Origin of the sequence: Kitasatospora sp. HUAS MG31, assembly GCF_040571325.1 — a bacterium.
In the GTDB taxonomy this organism is placed as follows: Bacteria; Actinomycetota; Actinomycetes; order Streptomycetales; family Streptomycetaceae; genus Kitasatospora; species Kitasatospora camelliae.
In genome coordinates, this window is record NZ_CP159872.1 from 6,528,643 (window position 1) to 6,548,269 (window position 19,627).

General features: G+C 74.2%; 19 protein-coding genes and 1 riboswitch. Of the genes, 14 read left to right on the forward strand and 5 right to left on the reverse strand.

Features of this window, described 5'->3' with window-relative positions; all coding sequences use genetic code 11:
- Window positions 1-271: 271 nt before the first annotated feature.
- The 3 genes from ABWK59_RS29140 to ABWK59_RS29150 are packed head-to-tail and all read left to right on the forward strand — an operon-like array spanning window position 272 to window position 3,968.
- Window positions 272-1,657: a hypothetical protein gene (locus tag ABWK59_RS29140; protein WP_354643621.1), complete on the forward strand. Its 1,386-nt coding sequence runs from the start codon at window positions 272-274 to the stop codon at window positions 1,655-1,657.
- Window positions 1,654-2,769, forward strand: a complete 1,116-nt coding sequence (locus tag ABWK59_RS29145) for a CHAT domain-containing protein (RefSeq protein WP_354643622.1) — start codon at window positions 1,654-1,656, stop codon at window positions 2,767-2,769. Before ABWK59_RS29140 ends, ABWK59_RS29145 begins: the two co-directional genes overlap by 4 nt.
- On the forward strand, window positions 2,766-3,968 hold the full coding sequence (locus ABWK59_RS29150; protein ID WP_354643623.1) for a hypothetical protein: 1,203 nt from the start codon (window positions 2,766-2,768) through the stop codon (window positions 3,966-3,968). Before ABWK59_RS29145 ends, ABWK59_RS29150 begins: the two co-directional genes overlap by 4 nt.
- On the opposite strand, the gene ABWK59_RS29155 is transcribed toward ABWK59_RS29150, so the two are convergent.
- Together ABWK59_RS29155 and ABWK59_RS29160 are read right to left on the reverse strand one after the other, a co-directional pair.
- Window positions 3,952-5,358 (reverse strand): lipase/acyltransferase domain-containing protein, encoded by a 1,407-nt coding sequence (locus ABWK59_RS29155; RefSeq protein ID WP_354645141.1) that lies wholly within the window; start codon window positions 5,356-5,358, stop codon window positions 3,952-3,954. The two genes, ABWK59_RS29150 and ABWK59_RS29155, sit on opposite strands and share 17 nt — an antisense overlap.
- 130 nt (window positions 5,359-5,488) lie before the next feature.
- Entirely contained in the window at window positions 5,489-6,154 is a 666-nt protein-coding gene (locus tag ABWK59_RS29160; protein WP_354643624.1) for an MSMEG_1061 family FMN-dependent PPOX-type flavoprotein, read from the reverse strand.
- Between the two features lie 185 nt (window positions 6,155-6,339).
- Window positions 6,340-6,467: riboswitch (FMN riboswitch) on the forward strand.
- A 163-nt stretch (window positions 6,468-6,630) separates the two neighbouring features.
- Between ABWK59_RS29160 and ABWK59_RS29165 the strand changes: the two genes are divergently transcribed.
- The 9 genes from ABWK59_RS29165 (at window position 6,631) to ABWK59_RS29205 (ending at window position 14,309) form a co-directional block, all read left to right on the forward strand.
- Entirely contained in the window at window positions 6,631-7,305 is a 675-nt protein-coding gene (locus ABWK59_RS29165) for a riboflavin synthase (protein ID WP_354643625.1), read from the forward strand.
- Window positions 7,306-7,361: 56 nt separating this feature from the next.
- On the forward strand, window positions 7,362-7,949 hold the full coding sequence (locus tag ABWK59_RS29170; protein WP_354645142.1) for a nicotinamide mononucleotide transporter family protein: 588 nt from the start codon (window positions 7,362-7,364) through the stop codon (window positions 7,947-7,949).
- Window positions 7,946-9,205 (forward strand): bifunctional 3,4-dihydroxy-2-butanone-4-phosphate synthase/GTP cyclohydrolase II, encoded by a 1,260-nt coding sequence (locus ABWK59_RS29175; RefSeq protein ID WP_354643626.1) that lies wholly within the window; start codon window positions 7,946-7,948, stop codon window positions 9,203-9,205. The genes ABWK59_RS29170 and ABWK59_RS29175 overlap by 4 nt, the downstream gene beginning before the upstream one ends.
- Window positions 9,206-9,274: 69 nt before the next feature.
- Window positions 9,275-9,760, forward strand: a complete 486-nt coding sequence (gene ribH, locus ABWK59_RS29180; RefSeq protein ID WP_354643627.1) for a 6,7-dimethyl-8-ribityllumazine synthase — start codon at window positions 9,275-9,277, stop codon at window positions 9,758-9,760.
- 89 nt (window positions 9,761-9,849) lie between these two features.
- Complete coding sequence (locus ABWK59_RS29185) at window positions 9,850-10,122, forward strand: phosphoribosyl-ATP diphosphatase (protein ID WP_354643628.1); 273 nt, start codon at window positions 9,850-9,852, stop codon at window positions 10,120-10,122.
- 48 nt (window positions 10,123-10,170) lie between these two features.
- Entirely contained in the window at window positions 10,171-11,019 is an 849-nt protein-coding gene (gene hisG / locus ABWK59_RS29190; protein WP_354643629.1) for an ATP phosphoribosyltransferase, read from the forward strand.
- 72 nt (window positions 11,020-11,091) lie between these two features.
- Window positions 11,092-11,556, forward strand: a complete 465-nt coding sequence (locus ABWK59_RS29195) for a PH domain-containing protein (protein WP_354643630.1) — start codon at window positions 11,092-11,094, stop codon at window positions 11,554-11,556.
- Between the two features lie 216 nt (window positions 11,557-11,772).
- Complete coding sequence (locus tag ABWK59_RS29200; RefSeq protein ID WP_420492956.1) at window positions 11,773-13,209, forward strand: hemolysin family protein; 1,437 nt, start codon at window positions 11,773-11,775, stop codon at window positions 13,207-13,209.
- Entirely contained in the window at window positions 13,206-14,309 is a 1,104-nt protein-coding gene (locus ABWK59_RS29205; protein ID WP_354643632.1) for a hemolysin family protein, read from the forward strand. The genes ABWK59_RS29200 and ABWK59_RS29205 overlap by 4 nt, the downstream gene beginning before the upstream one ends.
- On the opposite strand, the gene ABWK59_RS29210 is transcribed toward ABWK59_RS29205, so the two are convergent.
- Together ABWK59_RS29210 and ABWK59_RS29215 are read right to left on the reverse strand one after the other, a co-directional pair.
- A complete protein-coding gene (locus tag ABWK59_RS29210; RefSeq protein WP_354643633.1) occupies window positions 14,279-16,171 on the reverse strand; it encodes an AAA family ATPase in 1,893 nt (630 codons plus the stop codon). The two genes, ABWK59_RS29205 and ABWK59_RS29210, sit on opposite strands and share 31 nt — an antisense overlap.
- A gap of 370 nt (window positions 16,172-16,541) precedes the next feature.
- A complete protein-coding gene (locus ABWK59_RS29215) occupies window positions 16,542-17,132 on the reverse strand; it encodes a uridine kinase family protein (RefSeq protein ID WP_354643634.1) in 591 nt (196 codons plus the stop codon).
- Window positions 17,133-17,320: 188 nt separating this feature from the next.
- Here ABWK59_RS29215 and ABWK59_RS29220 point away from each other — a divergent pair, with 188 nt between their 5' ends.
- Window positions 17,321-18,484: an acyl-CoA dehydrogenase family protein gene (locus ABWK59_RS29220; RefSeq protein ID WP_354643635.1), complete on the forward strand. Its 1,164-nt coding sequence runs from the start codon at window positions 17,321-17,323 to the stop codon at window positions 18,482-18,484.
- Window positions 18,485-18,565: 81 nt separating this feature from the next.
- Here ABWK59_RS29220 and ABWK59_RS29225 read toward each other — a convergent pair whose 3' ends face one another.
- A complete protein-coding gene (locus ABWK59_RS29225; RefSeq protein ID WP_354643636.1) occupies window positions 18,566-18,973 on the reverse strand; it encodes a hypothetical protein in 408 nt (135 codons plus the stop codon).
- A 207-nt stretch (window positions 18,974-19,180) separates the two neighbouring features.
- Here ABWK59_RS29225 and ABWK59_RS29230 point away from each other — a divergent pair, with 207 nt between their 5' ends.
- Window positions 19,181-19,621 carry an Lrp/AsnC family transcriptional regulator gene (locus ABWK59_RS29230; RefSeq protein ID WP_354643637.1) on the forward strand — a complete coding sequence of 147 codons (441 nt, stop codon included), beginning with the start codon at window positions 19,181-19,183 and terminating at the stop codon, window positions 19,619-19,621.
- Window positions 19,622-19,627: the final 6 nt, after the last annotated feature.

The window sequence follows — 19,627 nt, forward strand, 5'->3', positions numbered from 1 at the left end:
CGACCGGTCCGCCCGGAGGCCGGTCCGCCCGGAGGCCGAGGGCCCGCCCGCCGGCCGGAGCGCGCCGCAGGTGACGGCACGTCCGGTCCCCGCCGCCCGCCGGGGTGACGATCCGTGTCCGGGCACCCCGCTCCCACTGCGGTCCGTGACGACGCCGACGGCCGGAACAAGGGCGGAACGAAGGCCGGAACGCCGTGCCCGCCGCAAGGGGTGGCGGTGGCTCAGCCGCCGACGCAACCTGGAGGGAGGGGAGTTCCGAGGTGGGCCGGTCATGATCAGCGAAGCCGAGAACAGGAAGATCCGCCGACTGGCGGACCTGATGGCCCGGGCCCGCGACGAGGTCCCGCCCCGGCCCTTCCCGGTCCTCCTCGGCGCCCTGGTCGCCCCCGACATCGGCGTACCCAGCCTCGCGGCCATCGGGCGGAAGGTCTTCACCCGGCTCACCCGCCGCGGGCGCACCCTGCTGGAGAAGCTTCCCAGGAACTGGCCCGACTCCTCCGACCACGAGGTCGCCGTCGCCTTCGACGCCTGGCTGCAGGACCACTCCCCGATGCAGCGGTACGCCGTCCTGGAGCCGTTCCTGCGGTCCGTACCGGTGCCGCTCTTCTACCGGGACCTGGCCGAACTGGTCGTCTCCTCGCACGTCACCCGGCTGCTCACCACCCAGGTGGACACCCTGCTCGAACAGGCCCTGGAGAGCACGGGGATGCGGCGCGACACCGACTTCGAGGTGCTCGCCCCGCGCGAGCCGGGCGCCGCCCCGCGCCCCGCCGTCCCGCCCGCCCCCGCGCCGCCGGTGGCCGTGGTCAAGCTGGCCGGCGACCTCGCCCGGGGCATGCTGCCGATGGGGGAGGAGACCACCGTCTCCGCCCTGGCCGAGGCCGACGCGCTGCTCGGCGCGTACCCGCCGGACGGCCTGATCGTCGTCGGCCACGAGCCCGCCGACCCGCCGCAGGCCCTGGACCGCTGGCTGGCCGACTGGCCCGGCGAGCTCTGGTGGGTCGGCCCCTCGCCCGGACCCGACCGGCTCGCCGAGCTCACCAGCGCCGGCCGGGTGAACCTGCTGGAGGGCGAGGAACTCGGCAAGCCCGCCGGCTTCCTCGGCCGGCTGACCTTCCACCTCAACCGCCTCCCCGCGCTGGACGCCGCCGACGCCCTGCCCGCCGCCCCCGCGGAGCTGACCCCCGAGGAACTGGAGTACGAGTACTACACCGGCCAGCTGCGCAACAGCCGGGCCGTCAGCTACACCCTGGAGCAGCGCCGGGTGCCGGGGCGGGTGGAGGAGTCCCTGGAGCAGCGGGTGAGGTACCAGCGCGGGGTGGAGGAGGCCCTGGAGCGCCGGGTCCGCTCCTCCCGGCCCGGGGTGGCCCGCGGCGGACTGGTCGACGCGGTCGCCGTTCTCCTGGACGACCTCGCCAGCGAGGCCGGCACCGTCGGCCCGGACCGGGCGAGCGGCGCGGCGGTGGACTTCCTGGCGACCCAGGCGGACTTCCTCCGGCGGGAGGCCGACACCGGCCACCCCGACCGTGTGGTGGTCCGCGGCGCCATCGAGGCGGCGACGGTGGTGGCGCACTCCCTCGGGGACGCCGTCCCGCCCACCCTCCGGGCCCGGCTGGCCACGGCCGCCCGCCAGTTCTCCGAGGGCGGCCCGCCATGACCGGATCCGTGCAACTGCTCGTGCTGCCCGCCGGGACCACCGACGAGTTCGCCCAGTTCTACGTGCTGCGCAACGGGACCTGGCACGACGTGCCGCTGACCACCATGCCCAAGCTGGGCGGCTCGAAGGTCCGCGAGGGGGTGGAGCGCAACCTGCGCGAGGTCGGTGGCCGGATCGGCGCCGGCAGCGGCCCGATCGCGCTGGCCGCCCTGCACACCAAGGCCGTCGGGTACTGGGACAACCTCGTCCCGGAAGGCGTCCGGGCCGCGGTCGCGGAGGCCCTGCGGGAGAGCGACGGGCCGCCCGAGATCCTGGTCCACGCCCACGAGGGCCTGGAGTGGATCCCCTGGGAGCTGCTCAACGACGGCACCGAGTGGCTGGCGGTGAGCTGCCGGATCGCCCGGATGCCGATCGTCCCCAACGGCCCGGTCGGCGAGGCCGCCCGGCACCCGGTCCGCAACGCCCGCAGCTTCCTCGGCCGGGAGGTCATCGACGCCGTGGACGGCGCCGACTACACGGAGTGGAGCGGCTCGCTGCGGGCGGTCGAGAAGGCCGGTGGCGACCTGCGGCTCTTCCCGCCCCACGGCGCGGAGGACTACCCCACCATCCAGGACATCAAGAACGCCGACTGCGCCGACCTGATCCACATCACCTGCCACGGCGCGCTGGACGAGTCCGGGGAGCCCTGCCTGCGGCTCGACCCCGAGGAGGACCTGTTCAGCAACGTGGACGTCGGTACGGCCAGAGCGATGCGGTTCGTGCCGCCCGGCCCGCTGGTCTTCGGCAACGCCTGCTCCTCGGCCGCGACCGCCGGCGGCGACCAGGAGGTGACCATCACCCGGGGCCTCGGCGTGGCCTTCTTCGACCGCGGCGCCTCCGCCTTCATCGGCTCCATCGCCCCCGTCGGCAAGGTGATGGCCCTCCGCTTCGCCACCGTCTTCTACCGCCACCTGCTGGAGGACGAACTGGCCGTCGGCGAGGCGCTGCGGCTCACCAAGCAGGACTTCGCCCAGCACGACGCCGAGGACCCGTCCTGGCTGTTCTACTGCCTGTACGGCTCGCCGACCTCCCGCTTCGTCCCCGCTGCCACCATCGCCGCCCCACCGCCATGACCGACGAGGTCGAGCTGCGCCGCCGCGAGTACGACGCCCGGATCCGCGCCGCCCGGCTCCGCCAGGAGGCCTTCGCGTCGGACGACGGCGGGAGCGGCCTGGACGACCTGGTCGCGGCCGAGCGGGAGCTCGCCGACCTCGCCGGCCGCAGCGCCGCCGCCCGCACCGGCGAGGCGGTGGTCCTGGACACCCGCCCGTCCGGCGACACCCTGGGCCCGGCCTCCACCGGGATCGGCGTGGTCGAACGCATCCGGATGCGGCACCTCCCCACCGCCTTCTGTCACCTGCTGGAGGCCCGGCTCAACCCGCTGGTCAGCGTGACCCTGCGGCGCTACCGGCCGAAGGAGACCCGCCGGCTGCGGGTCAGCTGCGCGGTGGACGGCTACTCCGCCACCGCCGTGGAGACCGTGGAGCTGGACACCGCCGAGGCCCGGACCGTCGACCTGCTGCCCACCTTCCACCCGGCCGCCCTGGCCGCCGTCACCGAACTCACCCGCGCCACCCTCGGCCTCCAGGTCGAGGACCTCGACGGCCCGCGCACCGAGGTGCACCGCACCACCCCGATCTGGCTGCTCGCCCGCGACACCGCTCCCTTCCAGACCCTCGACCCCGCCACCGGCGCGATGACCGACCTCACCCGCTACCTGGGCGCCTTCGTCACCCCGCACGCCCCCGAGGTGGTGGAGTTCACCCGCCGGGTCGCCGACCGCCACCCCGAACGGCGGCTGATGGGCTACCAGGGCACCCGGGAGGCGGTCGAGGCCCAGGTCAGGGCGGTGTACGAGGCGGTGGCCGAGGACCTCGGCCTGACCTACGTCAACTCCGCCATCGCCTTCAACCCGGAGGAGGGCGCCGCCGGCCAGCGGGTCCGGCTCCCCCGGGAGAGCCTGCGGAACGGCGTCGGCAACTGCCTGGACGGCACCGTGCTCCTGGCCAGCCTGTTGGAGAACCTCTCGCTCCGCCCGGAGATCGTCCTGGTCCCCGGCCACGCGCTGGTCGGCTGGGAGGACTGGCCCGACCTCGGCACCTGGTCCCACCTGGACACCACCGTGGCCGGCGGCTTCGAGCGGGCCGTCCGCCGCGCCGCCGGCATCGTCTCCCGGTACGAGGCCGGGCAGGCCGCCACCGGCGACACCACACTGCTGCGCCGCTGGCCGATCCGGGACCTCCGGGCGGCCGGGATCACCCCGATGGGCTGAGCGCCGGCTCCTCACCCAGCACCGTGAACACCTCGGTCACCGAGGCCACCCCGGCACCGCCGCCCACCGTCACCCGGTAGTCCCCGGCCGGCAGCGGCGGGACCTCCACGCCCTGCCACCCGCCGTCCGCCACCACCACCGGCACCCTGACCACCGTCCGCCCGGAGGCCGCGTCCGCCACCGCGCAGGACAGCGCCGTCTCCTCCAGGTCGCAGCGCACCTGGAGCACCGGCGGCTCGCCCGCCAGGTGCACCTCGTCGACCCGCAGGCCCACCCGGACCAGCCCGGCCAGGTAGTTCCGCGGCACCTCCGCGCCCTTCAGCAGCCCGTGCACCTGGGTCAGCACCGCGTCGTCGTTCTGCAGCGAACCGTGCTTCTGGTTGGCGAACATGACGTTGTGCTGGCTGTCGAACAGCTCCTTCGGGAAGGAGGACAGCCGGGGCACCGTGCCGTCGCCGTCCTGGTCCACGCCCCGCCAGGAGTCCATCACCCGCAGTCGGCCGCCCTCCGGCGCGGCCGACTGGGCGGTGGACTGGAACTCCCCGACCACCGGCCGGATCGTGTACCCGCCGGTGCCCTCGTAGTCGCTCGCCCGGTGCGCCCGGACCGCCTCCTCGATCTCCTCGTGGAAGGAGACCGCGGCCGCGAACTTCCCCGCGTCCCAGTCGGGGAACAGCGGCAGGTCGCGCAGCCGGTCCAGCTCGGGGCCGCCGTTGTCCACACACCGGAAGGTCGGCAGCAGCTGGTACGTCGAGGTGAAGCTGCGCAGCGCCCCGGTCAGGTCCGCCAGCGGCAGCGGCCCCAGCTTCTTGGTGTACCCGTTCACCAGGAACCGCAGGGCGTTGACCGAGCCGGTGTACGGGGTGCCGAAGGTGATCAGGGCGCGGGTGTCGCGCCAGCCCTCGCAGCACTCCAGGAAGTACCGGGCGACCAGCCCGCCCATCGAGTGCCCGATCAGCACCAGCCGGGCGTCCGCGGCGCCCGAGGACTCCCGCCAGGCGGCCAGCCACCGCCGGCTCTCCCGGGCCAGCCGCCGGGCGTGCACCCGGTTGTCCCGGCGCCAGTCGTACGGGAACGGGAAGTAGTTGGCGCCCGGCCGCAGGTCGAAGGTGGACCGCAGGACCTGGTCGATCCGGCCGTAGCCGTCGATCCGCCAGTCCAGGCCGGGGAGCAGGTGCAGGTCGGGCATCAGCGCGGTGGCGCGGATCCCGTCGGCCAGCACCTCCCGGTCGGGGTCGTCCGGCTCGCTCAGGGTGAGCCGGCGGACCGCGCCGTCCCGGTCGAGCAGGGCCCGGCCGACCGCGCCGGCGGACATCGCCCACAGGTCGCGGTCACCGGCCTTCAACACGCTCCCGCTGATCCCGGGGAGCAGTACCACCACGTCCTTCATCGGGATCACGGCCCGGCCTCCTCTTGCGCTCCCTCCCACTCCAGCAGGGGGTGCGACCGGTCCCCGCCCACCGCGCGGACCGGTCACCCGGGCAGCGGCCGCGCGGTGGCCCGGACGGGCTACTCGCGGGCTACTCGTAGCGGTACAGCAGCGACTCCCGCTCGGCCTCGCGGATCTGCTCCAGCGTCAGCTCGGGCATCCGCAGGTGGGAGAGGGTGATCTCGGCGGAGCTGGGCACCTCGTCCCGGCCCAGCCAGTTCTCCGGCTTCCAGGCGTTGCCGCGCAGGAACGCCTTCGGGCAGTGCTGGTACGCCTCCTCCACCTCGACCACCAGGGCGGTGCGCGGCGGCTTGCCGACCGGCGTCAGCTGCTCCAGCAGCCGCGGGTCGGCCGAGACACAGGCCCGGCCGTTGACCCGCAGGGTGGACTCCACCCCGGGCACCAGGAAGATCAGGCCCGCCTTCCCGGTCTCCACCACGTTGTGCGCGGTGTCCAGGCGCTTGTTGCCGGTGGCGTCGGGGACGGCGAGGGTGAACTCGTCCAGCACGGCGACGAATCCGGCCGGGCCGCCACGCGGTGTCACGTCGCACCGGCCGTCGGCGCCGGCGGAGGCGACGAACACCAGCGAGGAGCGGGCGATGAAGGTCCGGGCCACGTCGTGGATCCGGTCCACCGCCTTCCGCCGGACCATCTCGCTGGGGTCCTCGTAGAGGCCCCGCAGGGCGGCGGTGTCCGCCACGGCGGTGGTCTTCAGGGCGTCGAAGAGGCGGCCGGCCTGCCGCGGAGTCGAGGTCACATACCGACAACCTAGCCGACCGGTGATCACGCGGGACAGGGAATTCCGGTGCGAACCAAGTCCGTTCGGGCCCGGTGCTATTCCCGGTGACCGCCCGGTCGCGGAGTGAAACAGGCCACAGCCCTCCCCCCTCCTGCGCCGGGGCGCGGCGTGGCAGAATGACGGCAGTAGTAGCAGTGACGTTCAGCGCACTCCGGGGTCGGTGAAACTCCGAACCGGCGGTTACAGTCCGCGACCCGTCCGCAGCCAGCGGCCGGTTGACCAGGTGAAATTCCTGGACCGACGGTTAAAGTCCGGATGGGAGGCGTGCGCGGCGGACAGGTGTGACCGCGGTCGGCGACGGCCGTGGAGCAGGGACGGACAGAGCTTCCTCCTCGGCGACGACGCCCGGAGCGGAGCCCGACGACCGTACCCGCCGTCCGCGTCAACTCCCGTGCCGCCCCGGAGTCCGCGCCCCAAGCGCGAGGAGAACCCGGGTGTTCACCGGCATCATCGAAGAGCTCGGCGAGGTCGTCTCCATCGAGGAGATCGGCGACTCCTCGCGGATCCGCCTGCGCGGCCCGCTGGTGGTGGCCGACGCCCGCCACGGGGACTCCATCGCGGTCAACGGCGTGTGTCTGACCGTCCTCGACGACAACGAGCAACTGGCCGAGAACACCGGCGAGTTCAGCGCCGACGTGATGGCCGAGACGCTGCACCGCTCCAGCCTCGGCGCGCTGGTGCCCGGCTCCCGGGTCAACCTGGAGCGGGCCATGGCCCTCGGCGCCCGGCTCGGCGGCCACCTCGTCCAGGGCCACGTGGACGCCACCGGCCGGCTGCTCTCCCGCGAGCCCGGCGACCTGGACGCCGACGGCACCCCGCGCTGGGAGGTGCTCCGCTTCTCGCTGCCCGGGTCGATCACCCGCTACCTGGTGGAGAAGGGCTCGATCACCGTCGACGGCGTCAGCCTCACCGTGGTCGAGGCCGCCCTCGACTCCTTCACCGTCTCGCTCATCCCCGCCACCCTCGCCCTGACCACGCTCGGCGCCAAGGCCGTCGGCGACCCGGTCAACCTGGAGGTGGACGTGCTCGCCAAGTACGTCGAGCGCCTGCTCGACACCCGCGCCCTTCCGACCACCATCGCCGGGGCGAACACCGAGGACGCCTCGTGAACGGCCTCACCGGGGTCGCCTTCACCGCGTTCGGCGAGCCGGTGAAGTGGGCCGACATGATCGGCAACCTGCTCGGGCTCTCCGCCCTCGCCCTCGGCTGGCGCCGCTCGGTGTGGAGCTGGCCCCTCCAGCTGCTGGCCGGTGCCGTGCTGGTCGCCGCCTACCTCGGCGGCCACGCCCCCGGCCTGGTCGGCAAGCAGCTGATCGTCATCACCACCGCCCTGTGGGGCTGGGCCCAGTGGCGGCGCGGCCGCCGCGACAGCGGCACGGTCACCGTCCGGTTCGCCACCGGCCGCGAGCGCGCGCTGCTCGCCGGCGGCGCCGCGCTCGGCACGGCGGCCGTGGCCGGGCTGTTCCTGGCCGTCCCCAGCCTCTCCTGGAGCCCCTGGCTGGACGCCTACATCTTCGTCGGCACGCTGACGGCGATGGTCGCGCAGGCCCGCGGCTGGGTGGAGTTCTGGTTCGCCTGGATCGCCGTCGACCTGATCGGCGTCCCCTACTCCTACAGCCACGGCTACGTCTTCTCGGCGCTCACCTTCACCGTCTACTTCGTCCTGGTCCTGCTCGGCCTGCGCACCTGGTGGCTGAGCACCCGCACCCCCCGACTCTCGACCGCCAACGTCCCGCAGGGAGCCACGGCATGACCATCCAGCACAGTGACGACCTCGTCCTCGACCCGGTCGAGCGGGCGGTCGCCGACATCGCGCTCGGCCGCGCCGTCATCGTGGTCGACGACGAGAACCGCGAGAACGAGGGCGACATCGTCTTCGCCGCCTCCGCCGCCACCCCCGAGCTGCTCGCCTTCACCATCCGCTACAGCTCCGGCGTCATCTGCGTCCCGATGACCGGCCAGGAGCTGGACCGGCTCAAGCTGCCCCCGATGACCGCCGTCAACGAGGACCGCAAGGGCACCGCGTACAGCATCTCGGTGGACGCCCGCGACGGCGTCTCCACCGGCATCTCGGCCGCCGACCGGGCCCGGACCGTCCGGCTGCTGGCCTCCGAGGGCACCGAGCCCGGCGACCTCACCCGTCCCGGGCACGTCTTCCCGCTCCGGGCCGTCGAGGGCGGCGTGCTGGTCCGTCCCGGCCACACCGAGGCCGCCGTCGACCTCGCCCGGCTCGCCGGGCTGGCCCCGGCCGGCGCCATCGCCGAGGTGGTCAACGACGACGGCACCATGGCCCGGCTGCCCGAGCTGGTCGCCTTCGCCCGCGAGCACGGCCTCGCGATCATCTCCATCGAGGACCTGATCGCCTACCGCCGCCGCACCGAGCTGCACGTCACCCGCGCCGCCACCACCGGCCTGCCCACCGCGTACGGCGAGTTCACCGCCGTCGGCTACAAGGGCACCATCGACGGCGTCGAGCACCTGGCCCTGGTCGCCGGCGGCCTGGACGCCGACGGCCGGCTGCCCGAGGGTGAGGACGTCCTGGTCCGGCTGCACTCCGAGTGCCTCACCGGCGACGTGTTCGGCTCGCTGCGCTGCGACTGCGGCCCCCAGCTGCAGGCCTCGCTGGAGCAGGTCGCCGCGGCAGGCCGCGGCGTGGTGCTCTACCTGCGCGGCCACGAGGGCCGCGGCATCGGCCTGGCCCACAAGCTGCGCGCCTACGAGCTCCAGGAGCAGGGCCGGGACACCGTGGACGCCAACCTCGACCTGGGCCTGCCCGCCGACGCCCGGGACTACAGCATCGGCGCCCAGATGCTCACCGACCTCGGCGTCCGCTCGCTCAGCCTGCTCACCAACAACCCGTCCAAGCTCACCGCGCTCACCGAGCACGGCCTGAAGGTCAAGGGCCGGGTCCCGGTCGAGGTCGCCGCGAGCGAGCACAACCTGCGGTACCTGCGCACCAAGCGCGACCGGATGGGCCACGACCTGCCCTCGCTCGACGACCGCGACTGAGTCCGGCGCAGCCTCGCACAGCACCGCACTGCCCAGCACCGCCCGCACCCCACGTAAGGAACCAGCAGCATGGCCGGCCACGGAGCCCCCGAGATCAGCATCAGCAACTGCGCCGACCTGCGGGTCGCCGTCATCGCCGCGCAGTGGCACGAGCAGGTGATGAACGGCCTGCTGGACGGCGCGCGGCGCGCCCTCAAGGAGCTCGGCATCGAGGAGCCCACCATCGTCCGGGTGCCCGGCACCTTCGAGCTGCCGGTCGCGGCCAAGCAGCTCGCCGACCGCGGGTACGACGCGGTGGTGGCCCTCGGCGTGGTGATCCGCGGCGGCACCCCGCACTTCGACTACGTCTGCCAGGGCGCCACCCTCGGGCTCACCCAGGTCTCCGTGGACACCGGGGTCCCGGTCGGGTTCGGTGTGCTCACCTGCGACAACGAGCAGCAGGCGCTGGACCGGGCCGGCCTGCCGGACTCCGCCGAGGACAAGGGCCACGAGGCCGTCACCGCCGCGGTGGCCACCGCCGCCACCCTCCGCTCGCTCGCCGAGCCCTGGCACTAGGAGGTCGGGACGGCCGGTGTCCACCGGCCGTCCCACTGGACGGAACCGTTTACCTTCCGTCCGTCCGCAGGCCGTAAGGTGAGCCCATCATGGCTTCGAAGACATTCGAGGAGCTCTTCACCGAGCTCCAGCAGAAGGCCGCCACCGGCGACCCCTCGTCCTCCCGTACCGCGCAGCTCGTCCAGCAGGGCGTCCATGCGATCGGCAAGAAGGTCGTCGAGGAGGCCGCCGAGGTGTGGATGGCCGCCGAGTACCAGTCCGACGAGCAGACCGCCGAGGAGATCTCCCAGCTCCTCTACCACCTTCAGGTGATGATGGTCGCCCGTGGGCTGACGCTCGACGACGTCTACAAGTACCTCTGATCCGCCCTGTACCGCTCACCCACCCCCTCAGCGAAGGACTCATCCGTCATGCTCCGCATCGCCGTCCCCAACAAGGGTTCTCTCTCGGGTCCCGCGGCGGAGATGCTGCATGAGGCCGGATACCGCCAGCGCAAGGACGCCAAGGAACTGGTGCTGGTCGACCCGGACAACCAGGTGGAGTTCTTCTTCCTGCGCCCGCGCGACATCGCGGTCTACGTCGGTTCCGGCCGGCTGGACATCGGCATCACCGGCCGCGACCTGCTGCTGGACTCCGCCTCGGACGCCGAGGAGGTGCTGGCGCTCGGCTTCGGCGGTTCGACCTTCCGCTTCGCCAAGCCGACCAGCGTCCAGGTGTCCGACGTGCAGGGCCTGGAGGGCCTGCGGATCGCCACCTCGTACACCGGCCTGGTCGAGCAGCACCTGGCCGAGCACGGCGTGAAGGCGACGGTCACCAAGCTGGACGGCGCGGTGGAGACCGCGGTGCAGCTGGGCGTGGCCGACGTGATCGCCGACGTGGTGGAGACCGGGACCAGCCTGCGCAACGCCGGCCTGGAGGTCTTCGGCGACCCGATCCTGGTGTCGGACGCCGTGGTCATCCGTCCCAAGGGCGCGCCGGAGGACTCCGCGGTCGAGCAGTTCCTGCGCCGCCTCCAGGGTGTCCTGGTGGCCCGCCGGTACGTGCTGATGGACTACGACATCAAGGTCGAGAAGGTGACCGAGGCGGTCGCCCTCACCCCGGGTCTGGAGTCGCCGACCGTGTCCCCGCTGCACACCGAGGGCTGGGTGGCGGTCCGGTCGATGGTCCTCCGCAAGGAGGCCCAGCGGATCATGGACAGCCTGTGGGCGATCGGTGCCCGGGCCATCCTGGTCACCAACATCCACGCCTGCCGCCTCTGACCTGCCCTCCCGAACCGTCGAACCGCCCGTCCCCCCGGCCCCGGCCGGGGGGACTCCTCCTGGAGCCACCCCGTGTCCACCCCCGTCCCGCTCCCGATCACCTGGTCCCCGCGCCGCAACCGGCTGGTCCTGCTGCCGCTGTCGGCGGCCATGGTGGTCCTGTTCACCGTGATGGCGTTCGTGCTGCCGGCGAACTGGCACCTCAACGACCGGGTCGCGATGGTGGTCAGCGGGCTGCTGTTCGCCGGGGTCGGCCTGATGCTGGCCCGTCCCCGGGTGACCGCGGACGAGGAGGGCGTGACGGTGGTCAACTTCGTCCGCACCCGCCGGCTGGCCTGGGCGGAGGTGGTCCGGGTCAACCTCCGGGCCGGCGACCCGTGGGTGATCCTGGACCTCGCCGACGGCACGGCGCTGGCCGCGGTGGGCATCCAGCCGGCCGGCGGGCGGGTGCAGGCGATCCAGGCCGCCCGGACGCTGCGCGACCTGGTCGACGAGCGGGCCGTCCCGCAGGACGGCTCCACCACCGCCCAGGGCTGACCGGGCACCGCTGTTCCACGGCCCAGGCCCGGGACCCTTCCCGCCTCGAACAAGATCCCTGCCGTCGCGCGGATATCGTCTAGGCTGGAAATCCAAGGGCCGACGCCCCGTGTCCACCCCCCGACCCGAGGAGTGACACTCCCCGTCCATGGACGATCCGTCCGGTAGTACCCGCGCCGCCTCACTTCCGTCCCCCGGAAGGCGGGCGGCACTGTGATCACCGCCTGGCTCCTGCTGCTCGCGGCCTTCCTGCTGATCCTCGCCAACGGCCTGTTCGTGGCCGCCGAGTTCGCCTTCGTGACCGTGGAGCGCGGGGCCGTGGAGCGGGCCGCCCGGGCGGGCGACCGGACGGCGGCGAGCCTGTCGAAGGCCCTGCGCCACCTCTCCTTCCAGCTCTCCGGCGCCCAGTTGGGCATCACCATCACCTCGCTGGTGGTCGGCATGCTCGCCGAGCCGGCGCTGTCCGAGCTGCTGGGCCCGGTGTTCGAGGCGCTCGGGGTGCCGGACGCGGCCGCCCGCGTGGTGGCGCTGGTGGTCGGCATGGTGGTGGCCACCGTGCTGCAGATGGTGATCGGCGAGCTGGTCCCCAAGAACTGGGCGATCTCCCGTCCGATCCAGGTCGCGTACGCGGTGGTCGGGCCGCAGCGCGCCTTCTCCTCGGCCTGCCGTCCGCTGATCAGCCTGCTGAACGGCGCGGCCGACCGGACGGTCCGCGCCCTGGGCATCGAGCCGCAGGAGGAGCTGGGCCACGCCCGTACCCCCGCCGAACTGGTGTCGCTGGCCCGGCACTCGGCCCGCGCCGGGGCGATAGACGAGGACTCGGCGACCCTGTTCGTCCGGACCTTCAACCTGGGCGCGCTCACCGCGCAGAGCGTGATGACCCCGCGGGTCGACGTGGCCGCGCTGCAGCAGGACGCCAGCGCCGCCGACGTGCTCAACCTGACCCGGGCCACCGGCCTGTCCCGGTTCCCGGTCTACGGCCAGAGCCTGGACGAGGTGATCGGCACGGTCAGCCTCAAGGACGCGCTGGCGCTGCCGGCCGAGCGCCGCGCCACCACCCGGGTCCGGCACCTGGTCTCCCCGCCGCAGCTGGTCCCCGAGACCCTGCCCGCCGAGCTGCTGCTCGACCGGCTGCGCCGCCGCGAGCCGATGGCGATCGTGGTCGACGAGTACGGCGGCACCGCCGGCGTGGTGACCATCGAGGACATCGTCGAGGAGCTGGTCGGCGAGGTGCAGGACGAGCACGACCCGGCCGACACCCCCGAACTGCGATCGCTGCCGGCCGAGGACGGCCTGCCGGTCTGGGAGGCCGACGGCCGGGCCCGGTTGGACCAGCTGGCCGCCATCGGCCTGCACGCCCCGGAGGGCCCGTACGAGACCCTGGGCGGGCTGATCGCCGACCTGCTGGGCAAGCTGCCCGGGGTGGGCGAGGCGGCCGGGCTGCCGGGCTGGCGGTTCACCGTGCTCGCCCTTGACCGGCACCGCACCAGCCGGGTGAAGGTCCAGCGGGTCCGTGAGGGCGGCCCGGGCGGCGAGGGCCGTGCGGGCGGCGTGGACGGTGACGCCGCCGGCCCGTCCGGCCGGCCCGACCGCCGTCACCACGACCGCCGCCGCCACGGGCGCCGCCGCACCGACGAGGACGACGCCCGATGACCGTGCTGCAACTGGCCGCCGCCTTGCTGCTGCTGCTCGGCAACGCCTTCTTCGTCGGCGCCGAGTTCGCGGTGATCTCGGTCCGCCGCAGCCAGATCGAGCCGCTGGCCGAGGCCGGCAACCGGCGGGCCCGGACGGTGCTGCACGCGCTGTCCAACGTCTCCGCCATGCTGGCCGCCGCCCAGCTCGGCATCACCGTCTGCTCGCTGGGCCTCGGTGCCCTGGCCGAGCCGACCATCGCCGACCTGCTGGAGGGCCCGTTCCACGCGATCGGCGTCCCGCCGTCCGCGATGCACGCGCTGTCGTACGCGATCGCGCTGGCGGTGGTGGTGTTCCTGCACATGGTGCTCGGCGAGATGGTGCCCAAGAACATCGCCCTGGCCGGGCCGGAGAAGGCCGCCTTGTGGCTCGGCCCGCCGCTGGACCGGCTGGCCCGCTGGCTGACCCCGGTGATCGCCTTCCTGAACGCCTTCGCCAACGCCGTGCTGCGGCTGTTCAAGGTGCAGGGCAAGGACGAGGTGGAGTCGGTGTTCACCACCGAGCAGCTGCTCCACCTGCTCTCCGACTCGGCCGACGCCGGGCTGCTGGACGAGCGCCGCCAGGAGCGCCTGGAGGACGCCCTGGAGCTGGCCCGCCGCCCGGTCACCGACGTGCTGCTGTCCGCCGAGCGGCTGGTCACCGTCACCCCCGGGGTCACCGCCCGGGAGATCGAGCGGCTGGCCGTGCGGACCGGGTTCTCCCGCTTCCCGGTGGTCGGCCCGACCGGCGAGGTCGCCGGGTACCTGCACGTCAAGGACATCCTGGAGGTGGACGACCCGGACGCGGCCGTCCCCGAGCGGCTGCTGCACCCGATCACGGTGCTCCGGGCCGGCCTGCCGCTGGACGACGCGCTGACCGCGATGCGCCGGGCCGCCGCCCACCTGGCCGCCGTGGCCGGCCCCGACGGCCGCCAGCTGGGCCTGGTCGCCCTGGAGGACGTGCTGGAGGAGCTGGTCGGCGAGGTGCACGACCCCGACCACCGGGCCGAGGGACCGGACACACCGGCCGCGGACGCCCGCGGCACCGGGGCTCAGAGCCGGCCGTCGATCAGCTCCCCGTAGGCCTGCAGCAGGTCGGGCAGCCGCAGCGTCGCCAGGTCGTCCCGGGTCGGCACGGTCGGCTGGGCGGACAGCCGCAGGTCGCGGTAGGCACAGGACTTCTCGTACAGGGTCCGGACGAACCGGCCGTTGCCGAGCCCGTCGATCCAGCCCTCGCGCACCACGTGGGCGCAGATGGAGCCGAGCTCCTCGGCCGCGTCCTCGTCCCAGGAGTCACCGTCGGCGGCGGCCAGCGTCCGGCCGATCTCGGTGAGCTCGGTGGGACGGTAGCTGGGGAAGTCCACCCGGGTGGTGAACCGGGAGTTCAGCCCCGGGTTGGCGGCCAGCAGCCGGTTCATGCCCTCCGGGTACCCGGCGAGGATCACCACCAGCCGGTCCCGGTTGTCCTCGGCCCGTTTCAGCAGCACCTGCAGCGCCTCGTCGCCGTACGCGTCGCCCTTGCTGTAGCCGGAGTTGGACAGGCTGTACGCCTCGTCGATGAACAGCACCCCGTCGAGCGCGGAGTCGATCAGCTCGTTCGCCTTGACCGCGGTCTGGCCGAGGAACTCGCCGACCAGGTCGGCGCGCTGCGCCTCCACCAGGTGGTCCCCGGAGAGCAGCCCGAGGGCGTGGAAGACCCGGCCGAGGATCCGGGCCACCGTGGTCTTGCCGGTGCCGGACGGCCCCAGGAAGACGAAGTGCCGTTTCGGCGGCTGCACCGGCAGCCCGCGGTCGGCCCGCAGCCGGGCCATCCGCAGCTGCGCGGACAGCGCCCTGACCTGGCGCTTGACCGGGTCCAGCCCGACCATCCGCTCCAGCTCGTCCAGTGCGGCGTGCAGCCGGCCCTCGCCGGCCGGCCGGCCGGACCCCGGGTCGCCGCCGGGATCGGCGGCCGGTCCGGCCGTCCGCTGGGCCGCGGCCGCACCCGGCTCGCCCACCGCGGCAAACCGCTCGGGCACCGGCTCGGGGGGCAGGCCCGGCCCCTCGGCCCGCGGACCCGCCGACGGGCGCGGACCACCCGCGCCGCGCTCGGGGCCGTCGCCCGCCGGACCGCCCGGCGGGCTGGCCGGGGCCGCCTCCACCTCCGGCCCGATCAGGTGCGCCTCCTCGCCGAACACCGCCTCCTCGGTGTAGCCGGGTCCGTCCTCGACGGCCGGCTGCTCGCCCTCCTCCAGCAGCCCGTCCTCGGCGGCGATGGCCGCCAGCCGGGCCGCGGCGTCCATGAAGGCCGGGTCGGCCCGGTGCACCGCCCGGTACAGCGGCAGCGCGGCGGCGGTCCGCCCGGCGCCCTCGTACGCCCGGGCCAGCCAGTACCGCAGCTCCTTGCGCTGCGGCTGCTCCGAACGGCAGCGCGCCAGCGAGGCCGACAGCGGCCCCTGCGCCTGGGCGCACATGTCCAGCCGCACCCGGGCCATCCCGCCGAACAGCCCGGACTCGATGCCCAGCACCGGGTCGTCCAGCAGCCGGTCGGTGTCCCGGATCAGCTGCTCCCAGTCCTTGAGCAGGTACGAGCGGCAGGCGTGCAGGAAGCGGACGGACGGGTCCCGGTCGGGCGGCGGGCAGGCGGCGAGCGCGAGGTCCAGCTCGGCCAGGTGCCGCCCGTCCAGCCAGTGCGAGGCGTGCGCCAGGGCCAGGTCGCGGGCGTCCTCCAGCACCGGCTGCACCCACCAGCCCAGCCAGTACCAGGAGCTGAGCGGCCGCCGGTGGCGCTCCCGCTGCTCGCCGAAGCGGTCCCGGTGGCGGTACATGGCGAGCAGGGCGGTCGCGGTGTCGCAGCGCAGCGCGTGCAGGCCCAGCCAGGCGTCGGCCATCCCGGGGTCGAGCCGGGCGGCGGTGCGGAACTCCTCCTCGGCCCGGGTGTAGGAGCCCGCCGCGTACGCGTCCATCGCGCGGAGCCAGGCGCGGTCGGCCGCTCTGCCCGGTACCGCACCGGAGTCCCTGCCGGAAGTGTCCACCGTCACTCACGCCCCCCGTGTGTGCCTCGGAGCCGGCCACCGACGGGGCGTCAGCGATCCGTCCGTCAGCCGGCCGCCCCCGGGACGCATTCGCGCCTGCCAGGAATCGTACCGGCGCCCGGCTGATCCGGAAGGGTGCCGCGGCGGAGCAAATCCGCTCAGGCGTCCGGGTGTTGGGGATTCCCGGAAAAAGAGAAACGGCATCTCCGGCTCACGGGGGAACAAGCCGGAGATGCCGAGACTGGTTGCGAGATCAACTAATCTCGCCTGCGGAAAAGCTAATTCCTGGTGACGCCCCAGGTCAAGAGCGTGTGAAGGACTCACCCACGGTGTTCCGGAGGATCCGCCCGGTGACGCCGTCCACCCGGACGTCCGCGTGGGGACGGCTCGGGTCGCCCGCGAAGTGCGCCCGCTCGGCGAGCGCCCAGCCCGCCCAGAACGCGGCCAGCTCCGGCCCGTCGCGCAGCTCGCCGCGGGCCCGGGCGGCCGCCGCGTCCAGCTCCATCCACACCAGGTGCGCGAGCAGCGGCCGCACCGCCCGCCGCCCGGCCCCCACGCCCTCGACCAGCACCACCGGCGCCGCCGGCACCCGCCGCGGACCGCCGAACCGGCGCAGCACCCAGTCGTACACCCCGTGTTCGGCGTCCTCGCCCCGGCCGAGCGGCTCCAGCACCTGCCGGCGCAGCCGCTCCGTCCAGCCGAACGGCTCCTCGTGCGTGGCCAGGTCGTCCAGGTGCACCACCGGCGCGCCGCCGAGCGCCGCGGCCAGCCGACCGGCGAAGGTGGTCTTGCCGGAACCGGCGTGCCCGTCCACGGCGACCAGCCGCACCGGCCCCAGCGACGGGGGGAGGGCGGCGAGGTCGGCGGCCAGCAGGTCGAGTCCGGGATCCACCCGGCCACTCTACGGCGGGCCGGATGCCCGCCGGCGGTGACGGCGGCCCGGCCGTCGGGCATACTCGCCTCGCCGCCCGGTGAACCACCGTTCACCCCGGCCCGGGGCCGACCGTCCGCACCGGCACCGCTGCGCGCCCGAGCCCGCCCGACCGGCGGGGAGGACGCCCTTGACCGAGGAGGCCCCCGATGGCCACCGGATCCGCCGTCCCCGTGGAGCGCCGCCTCCCCGGCGACGAGGCCCGCGCCCTGCTCGACCTCACCCGCGACCTGGTCGACGGCGAACTGCGCCCGCGCGCCGCCGCGGACGAGGCCGCCGACCGCTTCCCCCGCGAGGTCTTCCGCACCCTCGGCCGGTCCGGCCTGCTCTCCCTCCCGTACCCCGAGCGGTTCGGCGGCGGCGGCCAGCCGTACGAGGTCTACCTGCAGGTCCTGGAGGAACTCGCCGCCGGCTGGCTGGCGGTGGGCCTCGGCGTCAGCGTGCACACCCTCTCCTGCCACGCGCTCGCCGCGTTCGGCACCGAGGAACAGCGCGAGCGCTGGCTGCCGGCGATGCTCGGCGGCGAGCAGCTCGGCGCGTACTGCCTCTCCGAGCCGCAGTCCGGCTCCGACGCGGCCTCGCTGCGCACCCGGGCCGACCTGGAGGGCGAGGAGTACCTGGTCAGCGGCACCAAGGCGTGGATCACCCACGGCGGGCACGCCGACTTCTACAGCACCATGGCGCGCACCAGCGACGAGGGCGCCCGCGGCATCAGCTGCCTGCTGGTGCCCGGCGACGCCCCGGGCCTGTCCGCCGCGCCGCCCGAGCACAAGATGGGCATGCGCTCCTCGCCGACCGCGCAGCTGCACTTCGACGGGGTGCGGGTGGCCCGCGAGCGGCTGATCGGCGCCGAGGGGCAGGGGTTCCAGATCGCGCTGGCCGCCCTGGACTCGGGCCGGCTCGGCATCGCCGCCTGCGCGGTGGGCGTCGCCCAGGCCGCCCTCGACCTGGCGGTGGACTGGGCCCGCAGCCGGCGCCAGTTCGGCCGCCCGATCGCCGACTTCCAGGGGCTGTCGTTCCTGCTCGCGGACATGGCCACCCGGATCGAGGCGGGCCGCGCCCTCTACCTGGCCGCGGCCCGCCGCCGCGACGACGGGCTGCCGTTCACCCGGGAGGCCGCGATGGCCAAGCTGTTCTGCACCGACGCCGCGATGCAGGTCACCACGGACGCCGTCCAGGTGCTCGGCGGGTACGGGTACACCCAGGACTACCCGGCCGAGCGCTACCTGCGGGAGGCGAAGGTGCTGCAGATCGTGGAGGGCACCAACCAGATCCAGCGCCTGGTGATCGGCCGTCACCTCACCGGCCACTGACCGCCGCTCGGGCGGCCGGGCCCTCGGGACGTCCGGGCAGGGACGCCGCCGGCGCGGGGCCGGCGGCTCGGCGGACCGGGGTCAGCGCCGGGTGCGCTGCTGCGGCACCTGCGCCCGGACGGCGCGGTGGACGGCCGCGTGCGAGAACGGCTGGCGCCGCCAGTCCAGCTCGGCGGGCAGGGTGAGCAGGGCCTCCAGGCCGGTGCCCTCCTCGGCGTGCTCCTCGCACTCGGGGAGCTCGTCGGTGGGCGCGCCCGAGCCGGGGCAGACGGCGGGCGAGAAGGGGTGCCAGGCGGAGGGCAGCACGGCGTGCTGCGGGAGCCGCTCCTCGTCGCCCACCAGGGCGATCGGACGGTCGCAGGCCGGGCAGTGCACCCGGACGATCTCCCAGGTGTCGGGCTCGCCCGGGTCCGTGCCCAGGAGCGGGCCGGAGCCGGGCTCGGTACGTTCGTCCTCGACGTCGCGGGAACGCTGGTCAACAGCAGACATGTGATCCCCCTCGGATCGCGCCGGGCGGTCGTCAGCCCGGGCCACCAGCAGCAATTCCCCCCGACGGGCCGTCATAACCCTGCGCCCCGGCGTATGGTGAAGCACGGGGTGTGTCCTTCGCCACATTCCCTTGGCATGTGCCCCCCGAATGCGCCCCCGGGCGCGGTCTCGACACGCCCGGTGGTGGATCGAGTAGGTTTGCGCCTTGTGGAGGATCTCGACCAGCGCATCGTCCAGCTGCTGCTGCAGGACGGACGGATGAGCTACACCGACCTGGGCAAGGCCACCGGCCTGTCCACCTCGGCCGTGCACCAGCGGGTGCGCCGCCTGGAACAGCGCGGGGTGATCCGCGGGTACACCGCGATCGTCGACCCCGAGGCCGTCGACCTGGCGCTCACCGCGTTCATCTCGGTCAAGCCGTTCGACCCCAGCGCCCCGGACGACACCCCGGAGCGCCTGGTCGACCTGCCCGAGATCGAGGCCTGCCACAGCGTCGCCGGCGACGAGAACTACATCCTCAAGGTCCGGGTCTCCGGCCCCGGCGACCTGGAGGACCTGCTCGCCCGGATCCGCTCCGCCGCCGGCGTCTCCACCCGCACCACCGTCGTGCTCTCCACCCCGTACGAGGCGCGCCCCCCGAAGCTCTGAGCCGGT